At 35.8% G+C, this 17447-nt stretch carries 12 protein-coding genes; 7 read left to right on the forward strand and 5 right to left on the reverse strand.

Annotated elements, in window-relative coordinates:
• Positions 1-72 precede the first annotated feature (72 nt).
• The gene (locus AC4BB5_RS16485; RefSeq protein WP_490457145.1) at positions 73-2220 is read right to left on the reverse strand and encodes a MucBP domain-containing protein; all 2148 of its coding nucleotides are present in this window, start codon (positions 2218-2220) and stop codon (positions 73-75) included.
• A gap of 487 nt (positions 2221-2707) precedes the next feature.
• Between AC4BB5_RS16485 and AC4BB5_RS16490 the strand changes: the two genes are divergently transcribed.
• Together AC4BB5_RS16490 and AC4BB5_RS16495 are read left to right on the forward strand one after the other, a co-directional pair.
• Positions 2708-3664, forward strand: a complete 957-nt coding sequence (locus tag AC4BB5_RS16490; RefSeq protein WP_490457146.1) for an endo-beta-N-acetylglucosaminidase — start codon at positions 2708-2710, stop codon at positions 3662-3664.
• A 493-nt stretch (positions 3665-4157) separates the two neighbouring features.
• Complete coding sequence (locus AC4BB5_RS16495; RefSeq protein WP_490457147.1) at positions 4158-5018, forward strand: RluA family pseudouridine synthase; 861 nt, start codon at positions 4158-4160, stop codon at positions 5016-5018.
• Positions 5019-5066: 48 nt separating this feature from the next.
• Here AC4BB5_RS16495 and AC4BB5_RS16500 read toward each other — a convergent pair whose 3' ends face one another.
• Together AC4BB5_RS16500 and argR are read right to left on the reverse strand one after the other, a co-directional pair.
• The gene (locus AC4BB5_RS16500; RefSeq protein WP_490457148.1) at positions 5067-6587 is read right to left on the reverse strand and encodes a phosphohexomutase domain-containing protein; all 1521 of its coding nucleotides are present in this window, start codon (positions 6585-6587) and stop codon (positions 5067-5069) included.
• A gap of 39 nt (positions 6588-6626) precedes the next feature.
• Entirely contained in the window at positions 6627-7082 is a 456-nt protein-coding gene (gene argR, locus AC4BB5_RS16505; RefSeq protein WP_086314480.1) for an arginine repressor, read from the reverse strand.
• A gap of 544 nt (positions 7083-7626) precedes the next feature.
• Between argR and AC4BB5_RS16510 the strand changes: the two genes are divergently transcribed.
• The 3 genes from AC4BB5_RS16510 to AC4BB5_RS16520 are packed head-to-tail and all read left to right on the forward strand — an operon-like array spanning position 7627 to position 9727.
• Entirely contained in the window at positions 7627-7992 is a 366-nt protein-coding gene (locus AC4BB5_RS16510) for a DUF3958 family protein (protein WP_490457149.1), read from the forward strand.
• Between the two features lie 15 nt (positions 7993-8007).
• Positions 8008-9384: a T7SS effector LXG polymorphic toxin gene (locus AC4BB5_RS16515; RefSeq protein WP_490457150.1), complete on the forward strand. Its 1377-nt coding sequence runs from the start codon at positions 8008-8010 to the stop codon at positions 9382-9384.
• Positions 9353-9727, forward strand: a complete 375-nt coding sequence (locus AC4BB5_RS16520) for a hypothetical protein (RefSeq protein ID WP_490457151.1) — start codon at positions 9353-9355, stop codon at positions 9725-9727. Before AC4BB5_RS16515 ends, AC4BB5_RS16520 begins: the two co-directional genes overlap by 32 nt.
• 920 nt (positions 9728-10647) lie before the next feature.
• On the opposite strand, the gene AC4BB5_RS16525 is transcribed toward AC4BB5_RS16520, so the two are convergent.
• Positions 10648-12609 (reverse strand): sucrose-specific PTS transporter subunit IIBC, encoded by a 1962-nt coding sequence (locus AC4BB5_RS16525; protein ID WP_490457152.1) that lies wholly within the window; start codon positions 12607-12609, stop codon positions 10648-10650.
• Between the two features lie 249 nt (positions 12610-12858).
• Here AC4BB5_RS16525 and AC4BB5_RS16530 point away from each other — a divergent pair, with 249 nt between their 5' ends.
• Together AC4BB5_RS16530 and AC4BB5_RS16535 are read left to right on the forward strand one after the other, a co-directional pair.
• Positions 12859-14340, forward strand: a complete 1482-nt coding sequence (locus AC4BB5_RS16530) for a sucrose-6-phosphate hydrolase (protein WP_490457153.1) — start codon at positions 12859-12861, stop codon at positions 14338-14340.
• Positions 14341-14353: 13 nt separating this feature from the next.
• Complete coding sequence (locus AC4BB5_RS16535; RefSeq protein ID WP_490457154.1) at positions 14354-15337, forward strand: LacI family DNA-binding transcriptional regulator; 984 nt, start codon at positions 14354-14356, stop codon at positions 15335-15337.
• Between the two features lie 179 nt (positions 15338-15516).
• Here the strand turns inward: AC4BB5_RS16535 and AC4BB5_RS16540 are convergent, their stop codons facing one another.
• On the reverse strand, positions 15517-16467 hold the full coding sequence (locus AC4BB5_RS16540) for a hypothetical protein (RefSeq protein WP_490457155.1): 951 nt from the start codon (positions 16465-16467) through the stop codon (positions 15517-15519).
• Positions 16468-17447 lie beyond the last annotated feature (980 nt).

Genomic DNA, 17447 nt, shown 5'->3' on the forward strand with positions numbered 1-17447 from the left:
GTTTTTAAGCTAAACTCCGTCTAGAAAAATAAAGATAGAGGGCCTTGTTTGCCTCTATCTTTATCAGATGGTCTATTTAAATGATCTTCGTTTATTCCAGATAGATAGACCTGCCAATAGCCCGATCAGAATAATCCCTAAAAGCGTTAGACGCTTCCCTAAGTATTGATTTTCTCCTGTTTTAGGATATGTGTGTTGATAATAGTTACTTGTTGCTTTGCTGGATTTTTTTATTTTTGCTTGATTACCCGATATTTGTTGTTCATTATTGCGCTGCATATTTTTTATATGATTGTTTTCACCGCTATGATTGCCACTTGCGGCTGACTTCGTATAGATATAAACAATCTCTTGAGGATCGACAATAAACTTCCCACTTGCATCTCCTCTTATTTCTTTAAAAGTGTAACCAGCAATTGTCAGTTGTTCACTTGTATATGTTTCTCCGATAGCTCCACTTAATACCTTAGCATCAGATATTTCTTTCCCTTCGGTGTCCTCATATTTTACCGTCACATCGGAACCTTTGACTATATCTTTGGTGTATACATAGACCACCTCTTGAGGGGTATCTGTAAATTTGCCTATTACATCACCCTTGGCCTCTTTAAATGTATAACCGGGAATTGCTAGTTGTTCACTTGTATATGTTTCTCCAACAGCTCCACTTAATACCTTAGCATCAGATATTTCTTTCCCTTCGGTGTCCTCATATTTTACCGTCACATCGGAACCTTTGACTATATCTTTGGTGTATACATAGACCACCTCTTGAGGGGTATCTGTAAATTTGCCTATTACATCACCCTTGGCCTCTTTAAATGTATAACCGGGAATTGCTAGTTGTTCACTTGTATATGTTTCTCCAATAGCTCCATTTAATACCTTAGCATCAGATATTTCTTTCCCTTCGGTATCCTCATATTTTACCGTCACATCGGAACCTTTGACTATATCTTTGGTGTATACATAGACCACCTCTTGAGGGGTATCTGTAAATTTGCCTATTACATCACCCTTGGCCTCTTTAAATGTATAACCGGGAATTGCTAGTTGTTCACTTGTATATGTTTCTCCAATAGCTCCATTTAATACCTTAGCATCAGATATTTCTTTCCCTTCGGTATCCTCATATTTTACCGTCACATCGGAACCTTTGACTATAGGAATTTTAACATTAATCGTAGCAGTTCCAGTCATACTTCCTGCATGGTTAATACTTTTATCAGCAAAAGAATATTTTATTATGTGCGTTTGTCCAGGCTGTAAATTTTCACCAATAAACTTGCCATTTTCAAACCTAAAATAGCTGCTAGAATTTTCATAAGTAATTGAAACTTGATTTCCATTAACCCCGATAATTTCTATTGGGTCTAACATCGTTTGATTTCCTTCTAAAGTAATGTCCTTAGTGAGTTTTTGTCTAGTAAAGTTGTACTGTTTTCTCTTAGGAGAATTGTAAAAATCTAGACTTGCACGAATATCACTTATACGATTTGAAGGGAAAACCATTCCTGTCAAATTAGGTAATGTTGTAGCAAAGTCTATATTATCAATGTTCGTGTCACCCATTGATATGTATGTTAGCTGCTTCAAATTACTAATCAACTTCAAATCACCTAAGTTCGAAAAAGTAACATTGTAAGAATACAAACTTGAAATACCTGTAAGATATTGAATACCCTCTAAGTTTGTAAATTCAATATGATCTCCTCCACCTAAGTCTAAGCGAAAAATTCCTTTTATTGATGCTAATTCCGGTTGTGTAGGTTCATATGTCTCCCAATCAGAACTATGGTTTAACTTTGTATTAATCAATTTTCGCAAATTAGGATCTGGAATATTTATTGTTTCTGCGAAGGTACTAGGTTGAGTTGCTTCTTCTGACAAGTTATCGATAGAATTATAGGTTCCACTCACACTAGAATCTATTGGTTGTTGTTCTTGCTGTTTACTGTCAACGTTTATCTCATTCAAAATCGTTTCTGGTGAACTAGTTTGAGATTCTGTCAACTCACCATTTTCTCCCACTTCTCTTGAGCTACTTTCAGTCGCTCTCTCTTCTTGCTCAACTTGATTTGATGAATCAGAATTACCACTATTAACAGTAGAAGTTTCTGGCTCTTGTGCTAATGTTAGATTCTCTGCACAACTGACTAATGGTAATATATTCACAAATACTAAGCTACTAACAACAAGCATGATTGTACTTTTTTTCATGGTTCCTCCTTGTAGAGATCCTCTTTATAAATTATATATAACTCATTAAGTATACATAAAATAAGTAAAAAAACATATTTATATTAAAGAAACATGTAATTATTTGGTTTTTTCTATTATTATTATTTAATAAAAAACTTTTATTTAACTATTTAGACAGTATTGCTTAATTTTACAACTTCTTCAGAAAAATTTTACAATTTCAAATAAATTAAGGCAAAGAAAATTCACATTTAGTTTGTATTATAAATACATACCAACAAACAACCCTAACAAAACACTTTTTCATTTTTTAACTCCTTTTTCCCACTCTTCCCCAAAGAGTGGGTCTCTTTTTGTTCTGAGAAAATTTTCAAATAAAACAGAAAACAATGAAACTTATACCTAGATAGGCAACCGGAAGCTCTCTTAATGTTATTCTTGATTTTTTTATGCTAAACTTCTTTTGAAATGTAACCGTTTTACAAAAAAGAGAGGAGTGTTTTTTATGTCTAAGAAATTAACATTTTTACTTATTCCAATTTTCTTTTTGCTAAGTTTTAATCTCTTTCCTACTCAATCTAATGCAGCGCAAACAAAGCAACAAGATCCAATCATGATGGCTTATTACCGCACATGGCGAGATGTTACAATGCCTCACGATGCAAACTCTACATTATCAGATCAAAATGTCACTGCGATGACGAATATTCCAGAAGGGGTGGACATTGTTTCTGTTTTTCATTATGTTAATCCCGGAACAAATCAGCAAAAATTTTGGGACACGCTGAAAAACACTTATGTCCCTACATTACACGCTAGAGGAACTCGCGTGATTCGAACGATTGATATTAGAGAAGTTTGGAATGTCCCTCATGTAGGAACTACGCCGACAACAGTTGAATATGATAAATATGCACAGCAGCTCATTGATACGTATCTAACACCGTGGAACTTGGATGGACTAGATGTTGATATGGAATCTAGTTTGACTGCGAAGCAAGAGGAAATGGCAGTTGGGACTTTTAAAGCCTTATCTAAAAAATTAGGTCCGAATTCTAATACTGGAAAATTATTGATTTATGATACAAATAAAGATAATCATTCTTTATTTAAAAAAACCGCACCTTACTTTGACTACTTATTTGTCCAAGCTTATGGTCGCTCTGCTACTTCTTTGGATAACACATGGAACACGTATAAAACGTCGATCAAACCACAACAGTTTCTTCCTGGCATCTCTTTTCCAGAAGAACAAGATCGCAATCGGTGGAATGATACCGTAGAACCTTATGTCACTAGCCGTGCTTATGCTTATGCGAAATGGAATCCAAAAGATGGCCAAAAAGGTGGAATGTTTGTTTATGCTATCGATCGTGATGGGAAACAATTTGGCGATGATACAATCACTAAAACTGACTTTAGCTGGACAATGCGCTTGATAAATACGATGAATGGTAACTAGTTGAGGGAATTTTGAGTGCAACTTAAACACTTCTTTAGAAAAGCTTTACAGTTTCAGTTAAATTAATACACAAAAAATTCATATTTGATTTGTATTATATATGTATACCAACAAACAACCCTAACAAAACACTTTTTCATTTTTAACTCCTTTCCCACTCTTCCCCAAAGAGTGGGTCTTTTTGTTGTGAATCACTACGACTGGCTTCGTCAAAGTAGATGATGAACAATACTTGGCGACCGAAGGGAGAGAAGTTACCTTACTAGCGAATCACTCCACTTCGTTCCGATCCCATTGTTGTACATCACAAAGAACGAAGTGATTCGATGATGCACAATTCAAGGTGTCTGAAAGACACGTTGCTTCTTTTCACTTCCCCTACACAAAAAATGAATAACTTCCTTACCTCTAACTTTAATTCTACCTAACCACTTGAACTTATCCTTTCATTTGTTAAACTAAGAGAGAACGCTATTGAAAAGGTGGAAAACAAATGGAATTATCCATCCAGTTACCGAAAAATTTTAAAGAACAAACCGTCCGAGAACTGCTTGAACAAGAATGGTTAGTTCCTCGCAAAGTACGACACTTTTTGCGCACTCGAAAAAATGTTTCAATCAATGGAGAGCCAGCACTGTTTCATTTTCCTGTAAAAAGTGAGGATATCGTTACTTTACAGTTTGAACCAGAAGATTATCCACGACCTACGATTCTTTTAGGAAACCAAACGAACATTGATGTCTTATTTGAAGATGAACATTTGATTATTTTAAATAAACCAATTGGGATGAAAACCCATCCTAATCAACCAGATGAAAACGACACGCTACTTAATCATTTAGCTGCTTACTTAGCACCTAAGAACCAGATACCGTATGTGGTCCATCGCTTAGATAAAGAAACAAGCGGCGCAATTTTATTTGCTAAAAATCCTTTCGTATTGCCAATTCTAGGACGATTACTGGAAAGTAAACAAATCTACCGGCGTTATCAAGCAGTGATTTCAGGTCATTTAAAAGAGTCGTTGACCATCCGTAAAAAAATTGGACGTGATCGACATGATCGCCGAAAACGAGTCGTTGATGAGCGACGTGGTGATATCGCTGTTACCCATGTTGCTATTGAATCTTATACAAAAAAGACAGACCAAACTGCCGTTTATTGCGTTTTAGAAACTGGGCGAACCCATCAAATCCGTGTACATTTAGCTAGTATTGGGCATCCAATCAGTGGAGATCCTTTATACCATCCAAATCCTAGCGGGCGCTTGAAGCTTCATGCTTATGAATTGCACCTGACACATCCATTTACTGGAGAAACGATTATGGCAGTTGCTGAGCCAAGTCTGTGGTAAGCTGAAACAGCTAGGAGAGAACTTTTTTTGTTCTTTCCTAGCTGTTTATTATTTTTTCAATACTTCGTATAGTTTAGCTAAATCCAACTGTTTATACCCTTCAAAAAAACGAGCCAATTCTTCTAAAACCTTTTGATTCATCCCAGCTTGATCATTTTCGACTTGTAAAACCAACAATGGTTCATGCAAACTCATCCGCAGTAAAAACCAACCTCTTCCATACTCATCATAAACATTTACTCGAATCCCTTCATGATTTTCAGGATCGACTTTCATGCCTCGTTGACTTAAAACAAACCCACTTAAATCTCGAATTACTTGCTCTCCATAATCACGGACATGACTGTCCAAAATTTCAAAACGTAATTCTTGGGTTTCTGCTGGTTGTTTTAATGAACTGATCAAATCACCAAGCGTTGAGCCTTCTTTTTTTAATGTAGGTAACAGCATCAAAATTTTAGCGATAACATAGGCACCATCATCTAAATAATAGTTTTCTTTAAAGGCTGCGTGTCCGCTTGTTTCGATCGCTAATTGGGTATCGATTCCCTCATCATTAAGTTCGATCATTTTGTTGATCACATTACGGTAACCAGAAATATAGCGCACTTGTTTGCCACCTTTTGACTCAATAAATGATTTCAAATGGCTTGAAGTTGGTGAGTTTGTCACAATACTACTACCTGGATATTCAGCCAAAACAATCGTCGCTAAGACAGCAATCAAGTTATTTCGGTTGATGACTTCGCCAGATGCATCTACCACCGCCGAACGATCTACATCTGTATCAAAAATCACGCCTAAATCAGCTTTATTTTTCAAAACAGCTTGTTGGATGCTTGCCATGGCTTCCTTATTATCTGGATTTGGAATATGGTTTGGAAACATGCCGTCAGGTTCTAAGAATTGTGAACCTGTGGTATCCGCTCCAAGTTTACCCAAGACTTTTTCTGCAAAGAAGCCGCCTGCGCCATTGCCAGCGTCTACTATAATATGAAAACCAGCTAGCGGTTTTTCTTCTGTTGTTTTCATGCTTTTACGAATTTTATCTGTTAAATCAGTGGAATAATCATCTAAAATCGAAGTTTTGGTTACTGTTCCTTTTGCTACCAGTGCTGGTTTTTCAGCATGTGCCAGGATATACGTTATATCTTCTTTTTCCGCTCCACCAGATTTAGTGAACAGCTTTAAGCCATTAAAGTAATACGGCAAATGACTAGCTGTGATCATAATCGCTGCATCACAATCATATTGAGGAAATTGAGTAGCCATAAACATTGCTGGTGTTGTCGCTAAACCAAAATCTATCACTTCCACATTTTGCTCAACGAAACTGTCGATCAAAGCTTGTTTTAAGCTATCTGCTGAAATACGGCTGTCATGTCCGATACCGATTTTTAATTTTCCCGCTTGATGTTTTTCAGCTAAATTTTTTTCATCACGAAGCCAATGAACCATTCCTACTGCAATTTTCCCGACTTGCGCTGGTGTTAAGTTCGCTGTTTTTTCCTCGTGATCTACTGCTATTCCTCTTATATCTGACCCGTTTTGTAACGCTTTCAAATCCATGTAACCAAATCTCCCTTCATTTTTTGATTGGTTGTATTTTTAATCCATCATTGCTTCAAAACGTTCAACAACGGCTATCGCGTCATCTTCTGAACGAGCTATGATAATAATTGTATCAACTCCTGCGACCGTCCCTGCAATTTCTTCATAACTAACTTCATCCAAGAAATTCGTCACGACATCGGCTGCCCCCATATCGGTGTGGACGATCACCATAAACTGGACACGTTCCATGCGAATCACTGAATCTTTTACGGATTCTTTTAGCTTATCTTCACTGCTGGATGCTTGTTGTTGAGAGAATAAAGCATACTTTACTCGACCATCTGAGCCGTGGGTTTTCACGATACTCATTTCGCGAACATCTCTTGAAACAGTGGCTTGGGTTGCTTTGACACCAGATTGTTCAAGACGTGCAATCAGGTCGTCTTGGGTTTCTATTTCATTTTCTGTGATTAGTTGTTTGATCAACCGTTGTCGGTCTGCTTTTTTCATGTTTCCACTTCCTGTTTTGGTTATTTTCTTTATTATAGCGAAAGTTTGGGAAATTTGCATTTCTTTTTGGTAAAAATTACTTTATTATGAGAAAAGTGACGTATGAGATAAAAAAGCTTCGCGTCCGTTTGGTATCAAGGACGCGAAGCTTTGGTTTTTATTAGATTAGTTTTCTTATATTTCAATTCCTAATCCATAATAAAAAGTTAACATTGTTGCAAAATGTATATAATGGTAAACTTAATATAGAATAAATAACAGAGGTGAACCAGATGTCAAATGGAACAATAAGTTCAGATATAGGCGTAGCATCTAATTATATAACTCCTATATCAAGCGCAAAAGATTCAGCACTTGAAACCAGTGTTAACTCGTCTTCAATTAGCTTTTCTAATCTTTCGGTATGTGAAAAAGTACAAATGGCAAATCATTAATAAGTACTAGTCAATACGGTAGTGCATTATCTAATGACTTAGCGAACTTTACCTTAATCGCAACTACTTTTGCTGAAAAAGATGCACAGATTGCAAATGGAGGTTAGAAAATGCCAGAAGAAAAGAAAGATAATTTAGATGAGATTATTGCGATTAATCGAGCATTGCAAAATCTGACAGATGGTTTAGACGAAAATAAAAAGCAAACTGAAAAACTTACAGAAGCTGATGACATTACCCATCAAATCTATAAAGAAAATACCAATATTTTGGAAGAACTCGCTTATTACTGGAAAGGCGACAAAGCAAATCGCTTTTTACATATGGCTCATGAAGACAATGAACATGAATACAAACAGTCCATGAGAATTTTAGATGATACCCATTCAAATTTACAGCAAGAGCAAAAAGCTTTAGTTAATAAAGAAGAAGATTTACTTAAAAAACAGATAAAACTAAAACAAGAGAGTTGCTAAAGGAGGTTCTATTTATTGGGGTTAAAGATAAGAGCAAGTGAAATAACTAGCTATTTAGATCAGATAAATACCTCTTTATCTACTAAAAATGACGGCTTAAATCAAATTATGCAAGGTATGCAAAGCTTTATAGGGGCGTCAGAGTTAACAGGTGATGCGTGGTCAGCTGCCAAAAGCTACGCCGAAACTGCCCACATTCCACTTTTACGTGGTCAAGTTCGAGCAAATGATGAAATTACAAATGACAATCTAACGTTTGCTAGTCGAATAGCTGAAAAGATTGAGAATGAAGAAATTGATGAAGATGCATTAAACAGAATTATTGAACGTTTAGAACAACAAAGACAATCAATCTTATATAGAAATAGCTTAATGACTAATAGCCCATCTTTTGGAACTAGAAATGTTAATGCTGAAGATGGCTCTAATTCAATTACTATTCAAATTCATCAACTTAGGGAAGAAATACAATCTTTACATGATTTAGAGGGTTCTTGTTCTGATTTATATACTACTGCTGACTCGTTGCTAGATAACGTCAGCCAAGGTTTATCTGCACTTTCTAGTACGAACTGCTTTGATGGTTCTAACGGTATGTATAGCACCACTAAGCTAAAACTTGACTGGGCAAAGAGCATTAATAAGGAATGGAAAAATAACTTTGTTTTGCCATTAGACTATGCGAAACTCGTTCAAGAGATTAAAGATGATAAAAGTTTGTCTCCTACTGAAAAAGCCGAGAAAATCGCTCGTGTATATGAAAATTACCTTTATTCTTTGGCAAAACCTGCTTTTGATGAGTATGATAAAGTTAGGCTTAATCCTAACTCAACTGATAAAGAGTTGGAAGATGCTGAAAAAAGATTAGGAAAATTTTTACAAGGTCTCGATGTGGATATAAAAGCGGTTGCTAGACGACTTGGTGATGATGCAATAGATGTATCTGGAAGAAACACATTAAAGTATTTGCAGTTTGTTGATATGGTAAATACAGCTAAACCATTAGATTTAAAAAATCGTGGATTTAGCGATAAAAATTATTCTCTCTGGTCAAGAGAATGGTCACCAGATTTCATTATTAAAGAAGACGGAATAGACGTTAATCACTCTGCTGATTATTTAGGTAACTATCTATTTGGATATTACGGTCAAGGAAGTCTTCTTCTAGGTGATGAAACCCTCAAAATGGGAGCTGGTGGTGCTCAAATCCTAAGTGATGCTAACAAAGGAAAACCCAATAAGTTAATAGCATATACTGCACTTCTTATTAATGTTGGGCCGGTCAAAGCTATAAAAATTTGGAAAGATACTGGCTATGGTGATAACTCCGCTGATGGGGATATGGTTCAGGAGGGTATAAATGATTTCAAAAAATACAATAAAAGCAGGTAGTGTTGTTATAGTCATTTTACTTTTCTCACTTGTTTTCTTTTTGGTTCCTAAATATCAAGGAGCTAAATATCTTCCCCATGAAGAAAAAGAGATTAAAGGGGTAATACATAAAGAAAGTATTGAAGCTATAGTACGTGTCTATGTGGACAAAAAAACTGGAGAAAACCTTACAGTAGAACTTGTTAGAGAAAATGGAGATATCAATCAATTGGAAAAACAAGCTGGCACAAAACAAATTTTATACTCCCATAGACTTAATGCTGGCGAAAAATATATCATTAGAGTAGTAAATAAAACTGATTCAACTATTATGTCTAACGTTAGAGTTGAAGATAATGACTAAACATAAATAGAGATTGCGATTATTGCAATCTCTATTTATTCATTTTCTTAAAATTCTTAAATTTGTAAAAGCTCATCTTTCACTGAGTTTAAATTTTATTATTAAAAGTTGTTTTATGGAAGTTGCTTATTATAGCGAAAGTTCGGGAAATTTACATTTCTTTTTGGTAAAAATTACTTTATTTATGAGAAAATAAGGAAATCAGCAATTATCTGGCAATCCTTCACCACTTTTTTCCTAAAGTATTTCTCTGCATTCTACCTTTACAGAATTCACTTTTTAATTTGTTGATTAGCATGGAGAATAGCTTTCTTTTTGCTTCCCATAATAAAAACAAAGACTGAATAATTCGTACTTGCTTTAAATAATTTATTGGTGATGCGTTATAGCTTTCTTCAAACTGACGAATTTATGTATACTTTGACAACTTACATCTTTCAGATAGTAAATCTAAGCTTATGTCTTCAAAATAATAGGGATCAATTTTTTCACCGTCTATATCGCATCCCTTTTTTTGTTGAATTTCTTTTTGGATTGCTTCCTTAATAACTGTACTTTAGCATTTTAAACTATGCTCAACTCACGAACTTTCAAATCAATGCCAACACTTTTAAGTCTTATTAAGCCCGCTCAACCTGTTCAATAGTTAAAACCAGCTACCCACTACAAAAACACCGCAACAGGAGTAGATGCTGCGGTGGTATATTAAATCATGCCAGGCTACTTATTACAAGAAAAAAGGAAATTTCCGATGCTTTTACAAACATTTAATCATCCTTGATTAACTAGCTAGATAGTCTCTATCCTTAAAAAGGCAGATAATCCAAATGCTGAATGATACTAGGGAAGTCCCAACACCATCAGCTTTTGGATCTTAAAAGCGGTGTAGATAAATTGGTTCGATCACTTGCTTCCACTAATTAGTTTTTATAATGAGCACTTAATGCTAATAAATCTTGGCCTCCGTCCACTCTCAATAGATCAATAACTTCTACAGCGGCATAGTCACCAGTGTTTGTAATAATCATCATTACAGTACTATCTAAACCAGCCTGTTTAATCTTCTCTAAATCAACGGTACCTAAAATGTCTCCTTTTTTTACTAATTCACCGTATTTTCTATTTGTCTCAAAACCTTCGCCTTTTAATCCGACTGTGTCAATGCCGATATGAATCAGTACCTCTGCACCATTTGTTGTTCTAAGTCCATATGCATGCTTTGAATCATAAACAACCGTTAATTCTCCATCAGCAGGTGCATAAATCATCCCATTTTCTGGAATCACTGCAATCCCTTTTCCCATCATTTCTTGTGCAAATACAGGGTCATTTACTTTTTCCAAGGAAATAGGTGTGCCACTTACAGGAGAAACCAGTACTTCATCTTGAACCGCTACTACATTCGCTTCAGGATCTTCATTGATTTCAACGGCAACTTCTCCAGCTTTTTCATCTTCGCCTACAAAAACATCCATATGACGTTTCCCATATAGATAAGTTATCACAAATCCTAGGCAGATACTGATAACGATACCGATCATGAAATATGAAATTGATTTTGGTGCGATTGAAATAAATCCGATTACACTTGCTGGTCCCATCGCTACTGCAAGCACATGGAAAGCACCGATAAATAAACAGGCTACAGCTGAGGCAATCATTCCACAAATAAAGGGGAATTTAAGTTTCAAATTGACCCCAAAAATAGCCGGTTCAGTAATACCTAGCATGGCAGAAATACTTGCTGACGTTGCTAAGCTTTTTTGTTTTTTATTTTTTGTTAATAACATGATGGCAAGCGTCGCTCCCCCTTGGGCAACATTTGCCATAGAGGCAACTGGGAAAATAAATGATCCGCCAGTTCGCGCTATGTCTGCTAATAGAGTTGTTTCAATGACTGGGAAACTTTGATGTAATCCCGTGATGACAATCGGTGAGTAAAATAGACCGAATATCCCTAAGCCGACTGCTCCTGTTGTATCATACAACCAAACAAGACCCTCTGTCAGACCATCCGATACACTTCTCATCATTGGCCCCACAACAATAAAGGTTAAAAAACCAGTAATAATGATGGCCAGCATTGGTGTAAATGTAAAATCAAATGCATTGGGAATACGTTTGTGGAAAAACTTTTCTAAAGACGCTAAAATCCACGAAACTACTAATACAGGCAGTACGGAACCTTGATAGCCGGCTTGTGCAACATCCATTCCAAAAATATGCCAATACGGCATACTTCCATCTGCGATTGCATTCGCCACACCATACCCATTGACTAAATCAGGCATAACCATCGCCATTGCCATGGCAGCCCCTAGATACGGATTTCCACCAAAGCGCTTAGTAGCAGAAAAACCAACCAAGATCGGTAGGAAAGCAAAAGGTGCGGACGCTAATAGATTGATGATACTCGCAAAGTCTTTTACATTCGGAAATAGTTCCACGACTGATTGAGGACCAAATAAATCCTGAGCAGTCAATACATTGTTTAAAGCCATTAATAATCCACCCGCAACAAGTGCTGGGACAATCGGAACAAAAATATCAGATAATATCTTAATGAAGGTCATAATAGGAGTACTTTTTTTGCCATTCGATGCGACTGCTTTCAGGTCAGCTGTGGAAGCTTCTTTCACATTGGTGATTTTTAGAAGTTCATCGTATACATTGTTTACATCACCAGCACCTATGATAATTTGGAATTGGTCATTGGCTTCAAATGTTCCTTTCACCGCCTCATTATTATCTAAAGCTTTCTGATCTACTTTACTTGAATCCTTTAGAACAAGCCTTAAACGAGTTGCGCAATGTGCGGCAGCCTGAATATTATCTTCGCCGAGTGCTTCATTGATTTCCTTTGCTACTTTTTTATACTCCATCTTCTTTCCCCCTAATTGTCATTTAAGCGCTACTAAAATAGAAGAAACTATTCTTGTGTTTCAAAAATGTAATCGCTTTTTCACATACAAAGTATGCCATGATTCCAGATAATTGTCAAACGTATATCATTTTTAACCAAAACGAATAAACAAGACAATATATAAGCATTTATAAATTGTCATCCGTTTGACATTTAAGTATTAAATAGTTAAACTATATGTGAGAATACGCTTATGAGGAGAATAGATATGTCCGAAAAAAAAGTTTGGTCTAGAGAAGAACGTTATCAGCCCTATCAAGAATGGGGACCAGAACACCTTGCCTCACTAAAACAAAAAATAGACACGTCAACCTGGCGTTTAGGCTATCATATTCAACCTGCTACAGGTTTACTAAACGATCCGAATGGTTTTTCATTTTTCAATGATCAGTGGCATGTTTTTTATCAATCTTATCCGATGGGCCCCGTTCACGGTATAAAATCTTGGTATCACATGACCTCTGATAATCTGATTGATTGGAAAGAAGAGGGAACAAAAGTATTCCCAGATAGCTTATACGATAGCCATGGCGTTTATTCAGGAACAGCTCTGCCGATTTCTGATCAGCTATTTCTTGCTTATACAGGTAATGTCCGTGATGATGATTGGACTCGCCATTCCTATCAATTAGGTGCTTGGATGGATCAATCAGGCAGCATTAAAAAAATCGAACAGCCACTTATTGCTGCATCTCCAGCTGGTTATACCTCTGAATTCAGAGACCCTCAAGTTTTTCGTTATAAGTCTGGCTATCTAATGATGATCGGAGCGCAAGATGAAGCAGAAAAAGGCAAAATTCTAACCTACCAAAGTTCTGACTTACTTTCTTGGCAATGTATAGGAGAATTAGGGTTTACTGATCAAGACATGGGGTTTATGATCGAATGCCCAAATTTACTTTTAACAGAAGAATTCGCTCTGCTTATTTTTTGTCCACAAGGTTTAGATCCTGACGTTTGCCTGTACCAAAATATCTACCCAAATATGTATGTCATTGGCGACTCTTATCAGTCTGAATCAAACAGTTTAACAAATCCTTCTAGCTTGAAAAACTTAGATGAAGGCTTTGATGTTTACGCTACACAAGCATTTAAAGCACCCGATGAGCGCTTATTATCGATCAGTTGGATTGGGTTGCCGGAAATCGATTATCCCACTGACCAAGAAGAATGGGCACATTGTTTGAGCATCGTGAAGGAATTGATTGTAGAGGATAAAAAATTGTACCAACGTCCTGTTGAAGAGATGAAACAACTACGCATAGACGAAGGAATACATTTTGATAGCAGCAAGGATTCTTTTTATGATACAGCAACAAATCATTATGAATTAGCCCTATCATTTGATTCTCTAGCCACTGGAACCCTTACCTTATATGCAGATAAAGAACAGAATCAAGGATTAACGATTCATTTTGATTCCCAACGTGGTAAAATGACAATAGACCGCAGTCATGCTGGTGTTCCTTTTGGAGAAGAATATGGCATTGTACGATCATTTTCTATCGAACAAAAACCATTGAATTTACAAATCTTTGTCGATTCTTCCGTTGTTGAACTTTTCATCAACGATGGTGAAAAAGTAGCAACCATGCGAGTATTCCCAGAAAAAGGTCACACAGGATTTCATTTAACGTGTGACCGAGACTATCAAGGACAATTTTGGCAACTGCGGAAAACTAACCAATAAAGGATGGAATTGTATGGTCGTCAAACTAACAGATGTAGCAAAAAAAGCTGGTGTCTCTCCTACGACTGTTTCCCGTGTTATTAATAATTACGGCTCATTAAGCAAAAAAACAATTGATAAGGTAAATCGTGCGATGAAAGAGCTTAACTATCAACCAAACTCTTTAGCTCGTTCACTACAAGGAAAAAATACACAACTAATCGGGCTTATTTTCCCAACTGTTGCGAATCCGTTTTTTGGGGAGTTGGTGGAAAGAATCGAACAAAAACTTTTTGATTTGGGGTATCGGGTTATTTTGTGTGATAGTGCCAATAATAAGGAAAAAGAACGTCATTATATAAATATGCTTGCTGCAAATAAGGTTGACGGGATTATTGCTGGCGCTCACAACTTAGGGATCACTGAATATGAGGATGTCGAACTTCCGATTGTTTCTTTTGACCGATTTTTGGGGAACACTATTCCCATTATCGGCAGTGACAATTTCCAAGGCGGGTATTTAGCGACTGAGACCTTATACGTTAGAGGAGCAAGGAAAATTGCGATCCTGACAGGATCTCATGAATCAAACTCTCCAACAAATTTTCGTTTAAACGGGTATTTAAACTTTTTAGAAGAACATGAATTAGACCCTAAAATTTTTCATATTCAAACGACGGCTCGCTCAACGACGCTAAAAAACTTAGAGATCAAGCATATTTTAGAGACAGAGGACATTGACAGTTTATTTTGTACAGATGATCTAACGGCTATTCTTGCCTATAATCAATGTCAGGAATTACAGATAAATGTTCCTGAACAGCTAAAGATCATTGGTTATGATGGGACAAAATTTGTTCAGAACTATTTTCCTCAGCTATCGACGATTGCTCAACCAATGGCTGATTATGCGGATATTTTAGTTGATCTTTTATTGCAGAGGATACAAAATCCAGAAAAAAAATTGGAGAAGAATTATCTGTTGCCTGTAAAATTAATTCAGGGGCAGACAACTTGATGGTTTGGGTTGAAGGGTTTTGACCTATCTGTTTTGATAGGAATGTAAAAAATAAAAGAGCGTCAAGTCTGTTAATAGAAAAACAGACTTGACGCTCTTTTTGTGTACTTTCATTTCAATCCCTATCACCGTCTCAATTTTGTACTTCACCTGAAAGGTACTCCCTTGATTTCATACTACTATTTAGTAAAAACTATATTATAAAACCCGAATGAAGAACTACTGTCAGCCAATGATAGTTTCAAAGTTTTTACATTAGTGATGTCGTATTCATAGTGTTGTGAAGTGATATCAGCACGGATATTTTCTTGATGTTTTTTCTCTCCATTGAATTCAATTTTCATTTTACCATTTTCTAAAGAACTAGTGGATTCATCAATTCTACCGACATCAAACTCGACTTTCGTAAATTTGTTATTTGTATTTAATAAGGCTATACGTTCATTCCAACTAGATCCCTTAAATATAAATCCATCTGCTATCGTTTCTCCTCCAACATGATACTCTTCATCTACATCTTTAAGTGATGTATAGTTTTCTCCACCATATAATATGTTATATTGTTCAGATATTTTTTGTTTTGTAATCTTCTGATCAGACTTTTTCCCGATGTAAATAGTCTTATCTTCCTCATTGTAACTTATTTCTTGTTCAACAAAATTTTTCAATACATCCTCATTAAAGTATAACGTATCGTTAACGTCCGCAACTACATTATTTCCAGCTTCCATCGCCAACCCATCCACTACTAAAGACACCTTAGTTAACTCAGCATAATTTTTCTTTTCTAAATCCTTATTTTTCTTAGAAAGCTTAGTTTGTTCTTGTGTCTGGTTAGCTATCGTCGATTTTAATTCGCTATTATCTTTTTTCAATTTGTCGATTTCTGATATTTTATCCTCATATTCTGGAAAAAAAACAGGTACTTTTTCTTCTGGAACTAAATACGGTAGTGCAGTAATAAAAATACCAACATATGCCACAATTAACGGTGAAAATTCCTTTATTAGATCCGATTTAGTTTGTTCTTGCTGATTTTTCTTTCTTGTGTTTAATCTCCAAAATAAAAACATTGAAATAAAAATCAAAAGTAATATAATTCCTAAAAAAACGACTAAAAAAGTGCTCAATTCATAACTCCCCTTTTTTTGATGAAATCTTTTCTTATTATACCAAAAATAAGCAAAAAGTTATACATTATTACCTAAAAATATAATTATAATGCCTTTAAATAAAAATATTCACACAAACTTACATTCCCCCATTGACTCTCCACCCCACTTAAATTAAAATGGAATGAGACAAAACGAAAAAAATCTAGCCAAACAAATCTCGTTCAGCTAGACAAAATAAAAAGGCACTCTGCAGGAAGATTGGTCGTCATCCCACAGAGCCTTATACAATCAGACGGACTGAATGTACAAGTTGCCCTAGTCAATTTTCATTGACTGTTTTTATTTTACTCAATATTTCATGAAATTACTAGTGTTTTTTCTGATGTTCTGAGTTTATCGATAAAAACAGGTCAATGCTTCTTAATTGTACTTAGCGCGGTTTCGGCAGGTGTCCGGAACCGTTTTTTTTCGTTCTATTTTACGGTGGAGCAACGATTTTTTGAAATTTGAATAATCGTTTTGAGGAAGTTACCGCAAATCTGACTTCTCTCACCATGCGTCACCTGCTATAATGATCTGCCGATTTTGTGCTAACTTTTGACGGAGCAAGCCTTTTTTATGACAGATCATTGCCGCCATGATACTAACGAGGAAACAGCCGACACCTCAAAATGTTAAGCGGACACTTGACATTTTGAAGCCAAAAACAATCAGCACGAACTGATAAATCAAGTTGCCTGAGTCAATAGTATGTACATTAAAAAGAATGTTATCTACCAGAATCCGTAGCATTCGATCAGATCAATATTCTCCACGGCTGACTGTTTGCTCGTTACTATTTTGTAAAATATTCAATACACTATCGATACAATTTTTGATATACTATAACTAGTTGAATAACGGTTGAAGCTCTGAAAAAGGAGTTGATGCCATAAAGATATGTCTTTATCGCTTTTGTCCTGCTTTAATGCATAGGAAAAGCGGTCCTTGAAAGA

Source organism: Enterococcus sp. AMC1252 (assembly GCF_058216515.1).

Bases quoted from the DNA above. Each gene is read 5' to 3' on its own strand.
- AC4BB5_RS16500 (WP_490457148.1), bottom strand. From the start codon at position 6,587: ATGGATTTGAAAGCGTTACAAAACGGGTCAGATATAAGAGGAATAGCA.
- AC4BB5_RS16535 (WP_490457154.1), top strand. From the start codon at position 14,354: ATGGTCGTCAAACTAACAGATGTAGCAAAAAAAGCTGGTGTCTCTCCT.
- AC4BB5_RS16485 (WP_490457145.1), bottom strand. From the start codon at position 2,220: ATGAAAAAAAGTACAATCATGCTTGTTGTTAGTAGCTTAGTATTTGTG.
- AC4BB5_RS16530 (WP_490457153.1), top strand. From the start codon at position 12,859: ATGTCCGAAAAAAAAGTTTGGTCTAGAGAAGAACGTTATCAGCCCTAT.
- AC4BB5_RS16490 (WP_490457146.1), top strand. From the start codon at position 2,708: ATGTCTAAGAAATTAACATTTTTACTTATTCCAATTTTCTTTTTGCTA.
- AC4BB5_RS16520 (WP_490457151.1), top strand. From the start codon at position 9,353: ATGATTTCAAAAAATACAATAAAAGCAGGTAGTGTTGTTATAGTCATT.
- AC4BB5_RS16525 (WP_490457152.1), bottom strand. From the start codon at position 12,609: ATGGAGTATAAAAAAGTAGCAAAGGAAATCAATGAAGCACTCGGCGAA.
- AC4BB5_RS16510 (WP_490457149.1), top strand. From the start codon at position 7,627: ATGCCAGAAGAAAAGAAAGATAATTTAGATGAGATTATTGCGATTAAT.
- AC4BB5_RS16495 (WP_490457147.1), top strand. From the start codon at position 4,158: ATGGAATTATCCATCCAGTTACCGAAAAATTTTAAAGAACAAACCGTC.
- argR (WP_086314480.1), bottom strand. From the start codon at position 7,082: ATGAAAAAAGCAGACCGACAACGGTTGATCAAACAACTAATCACAGAA.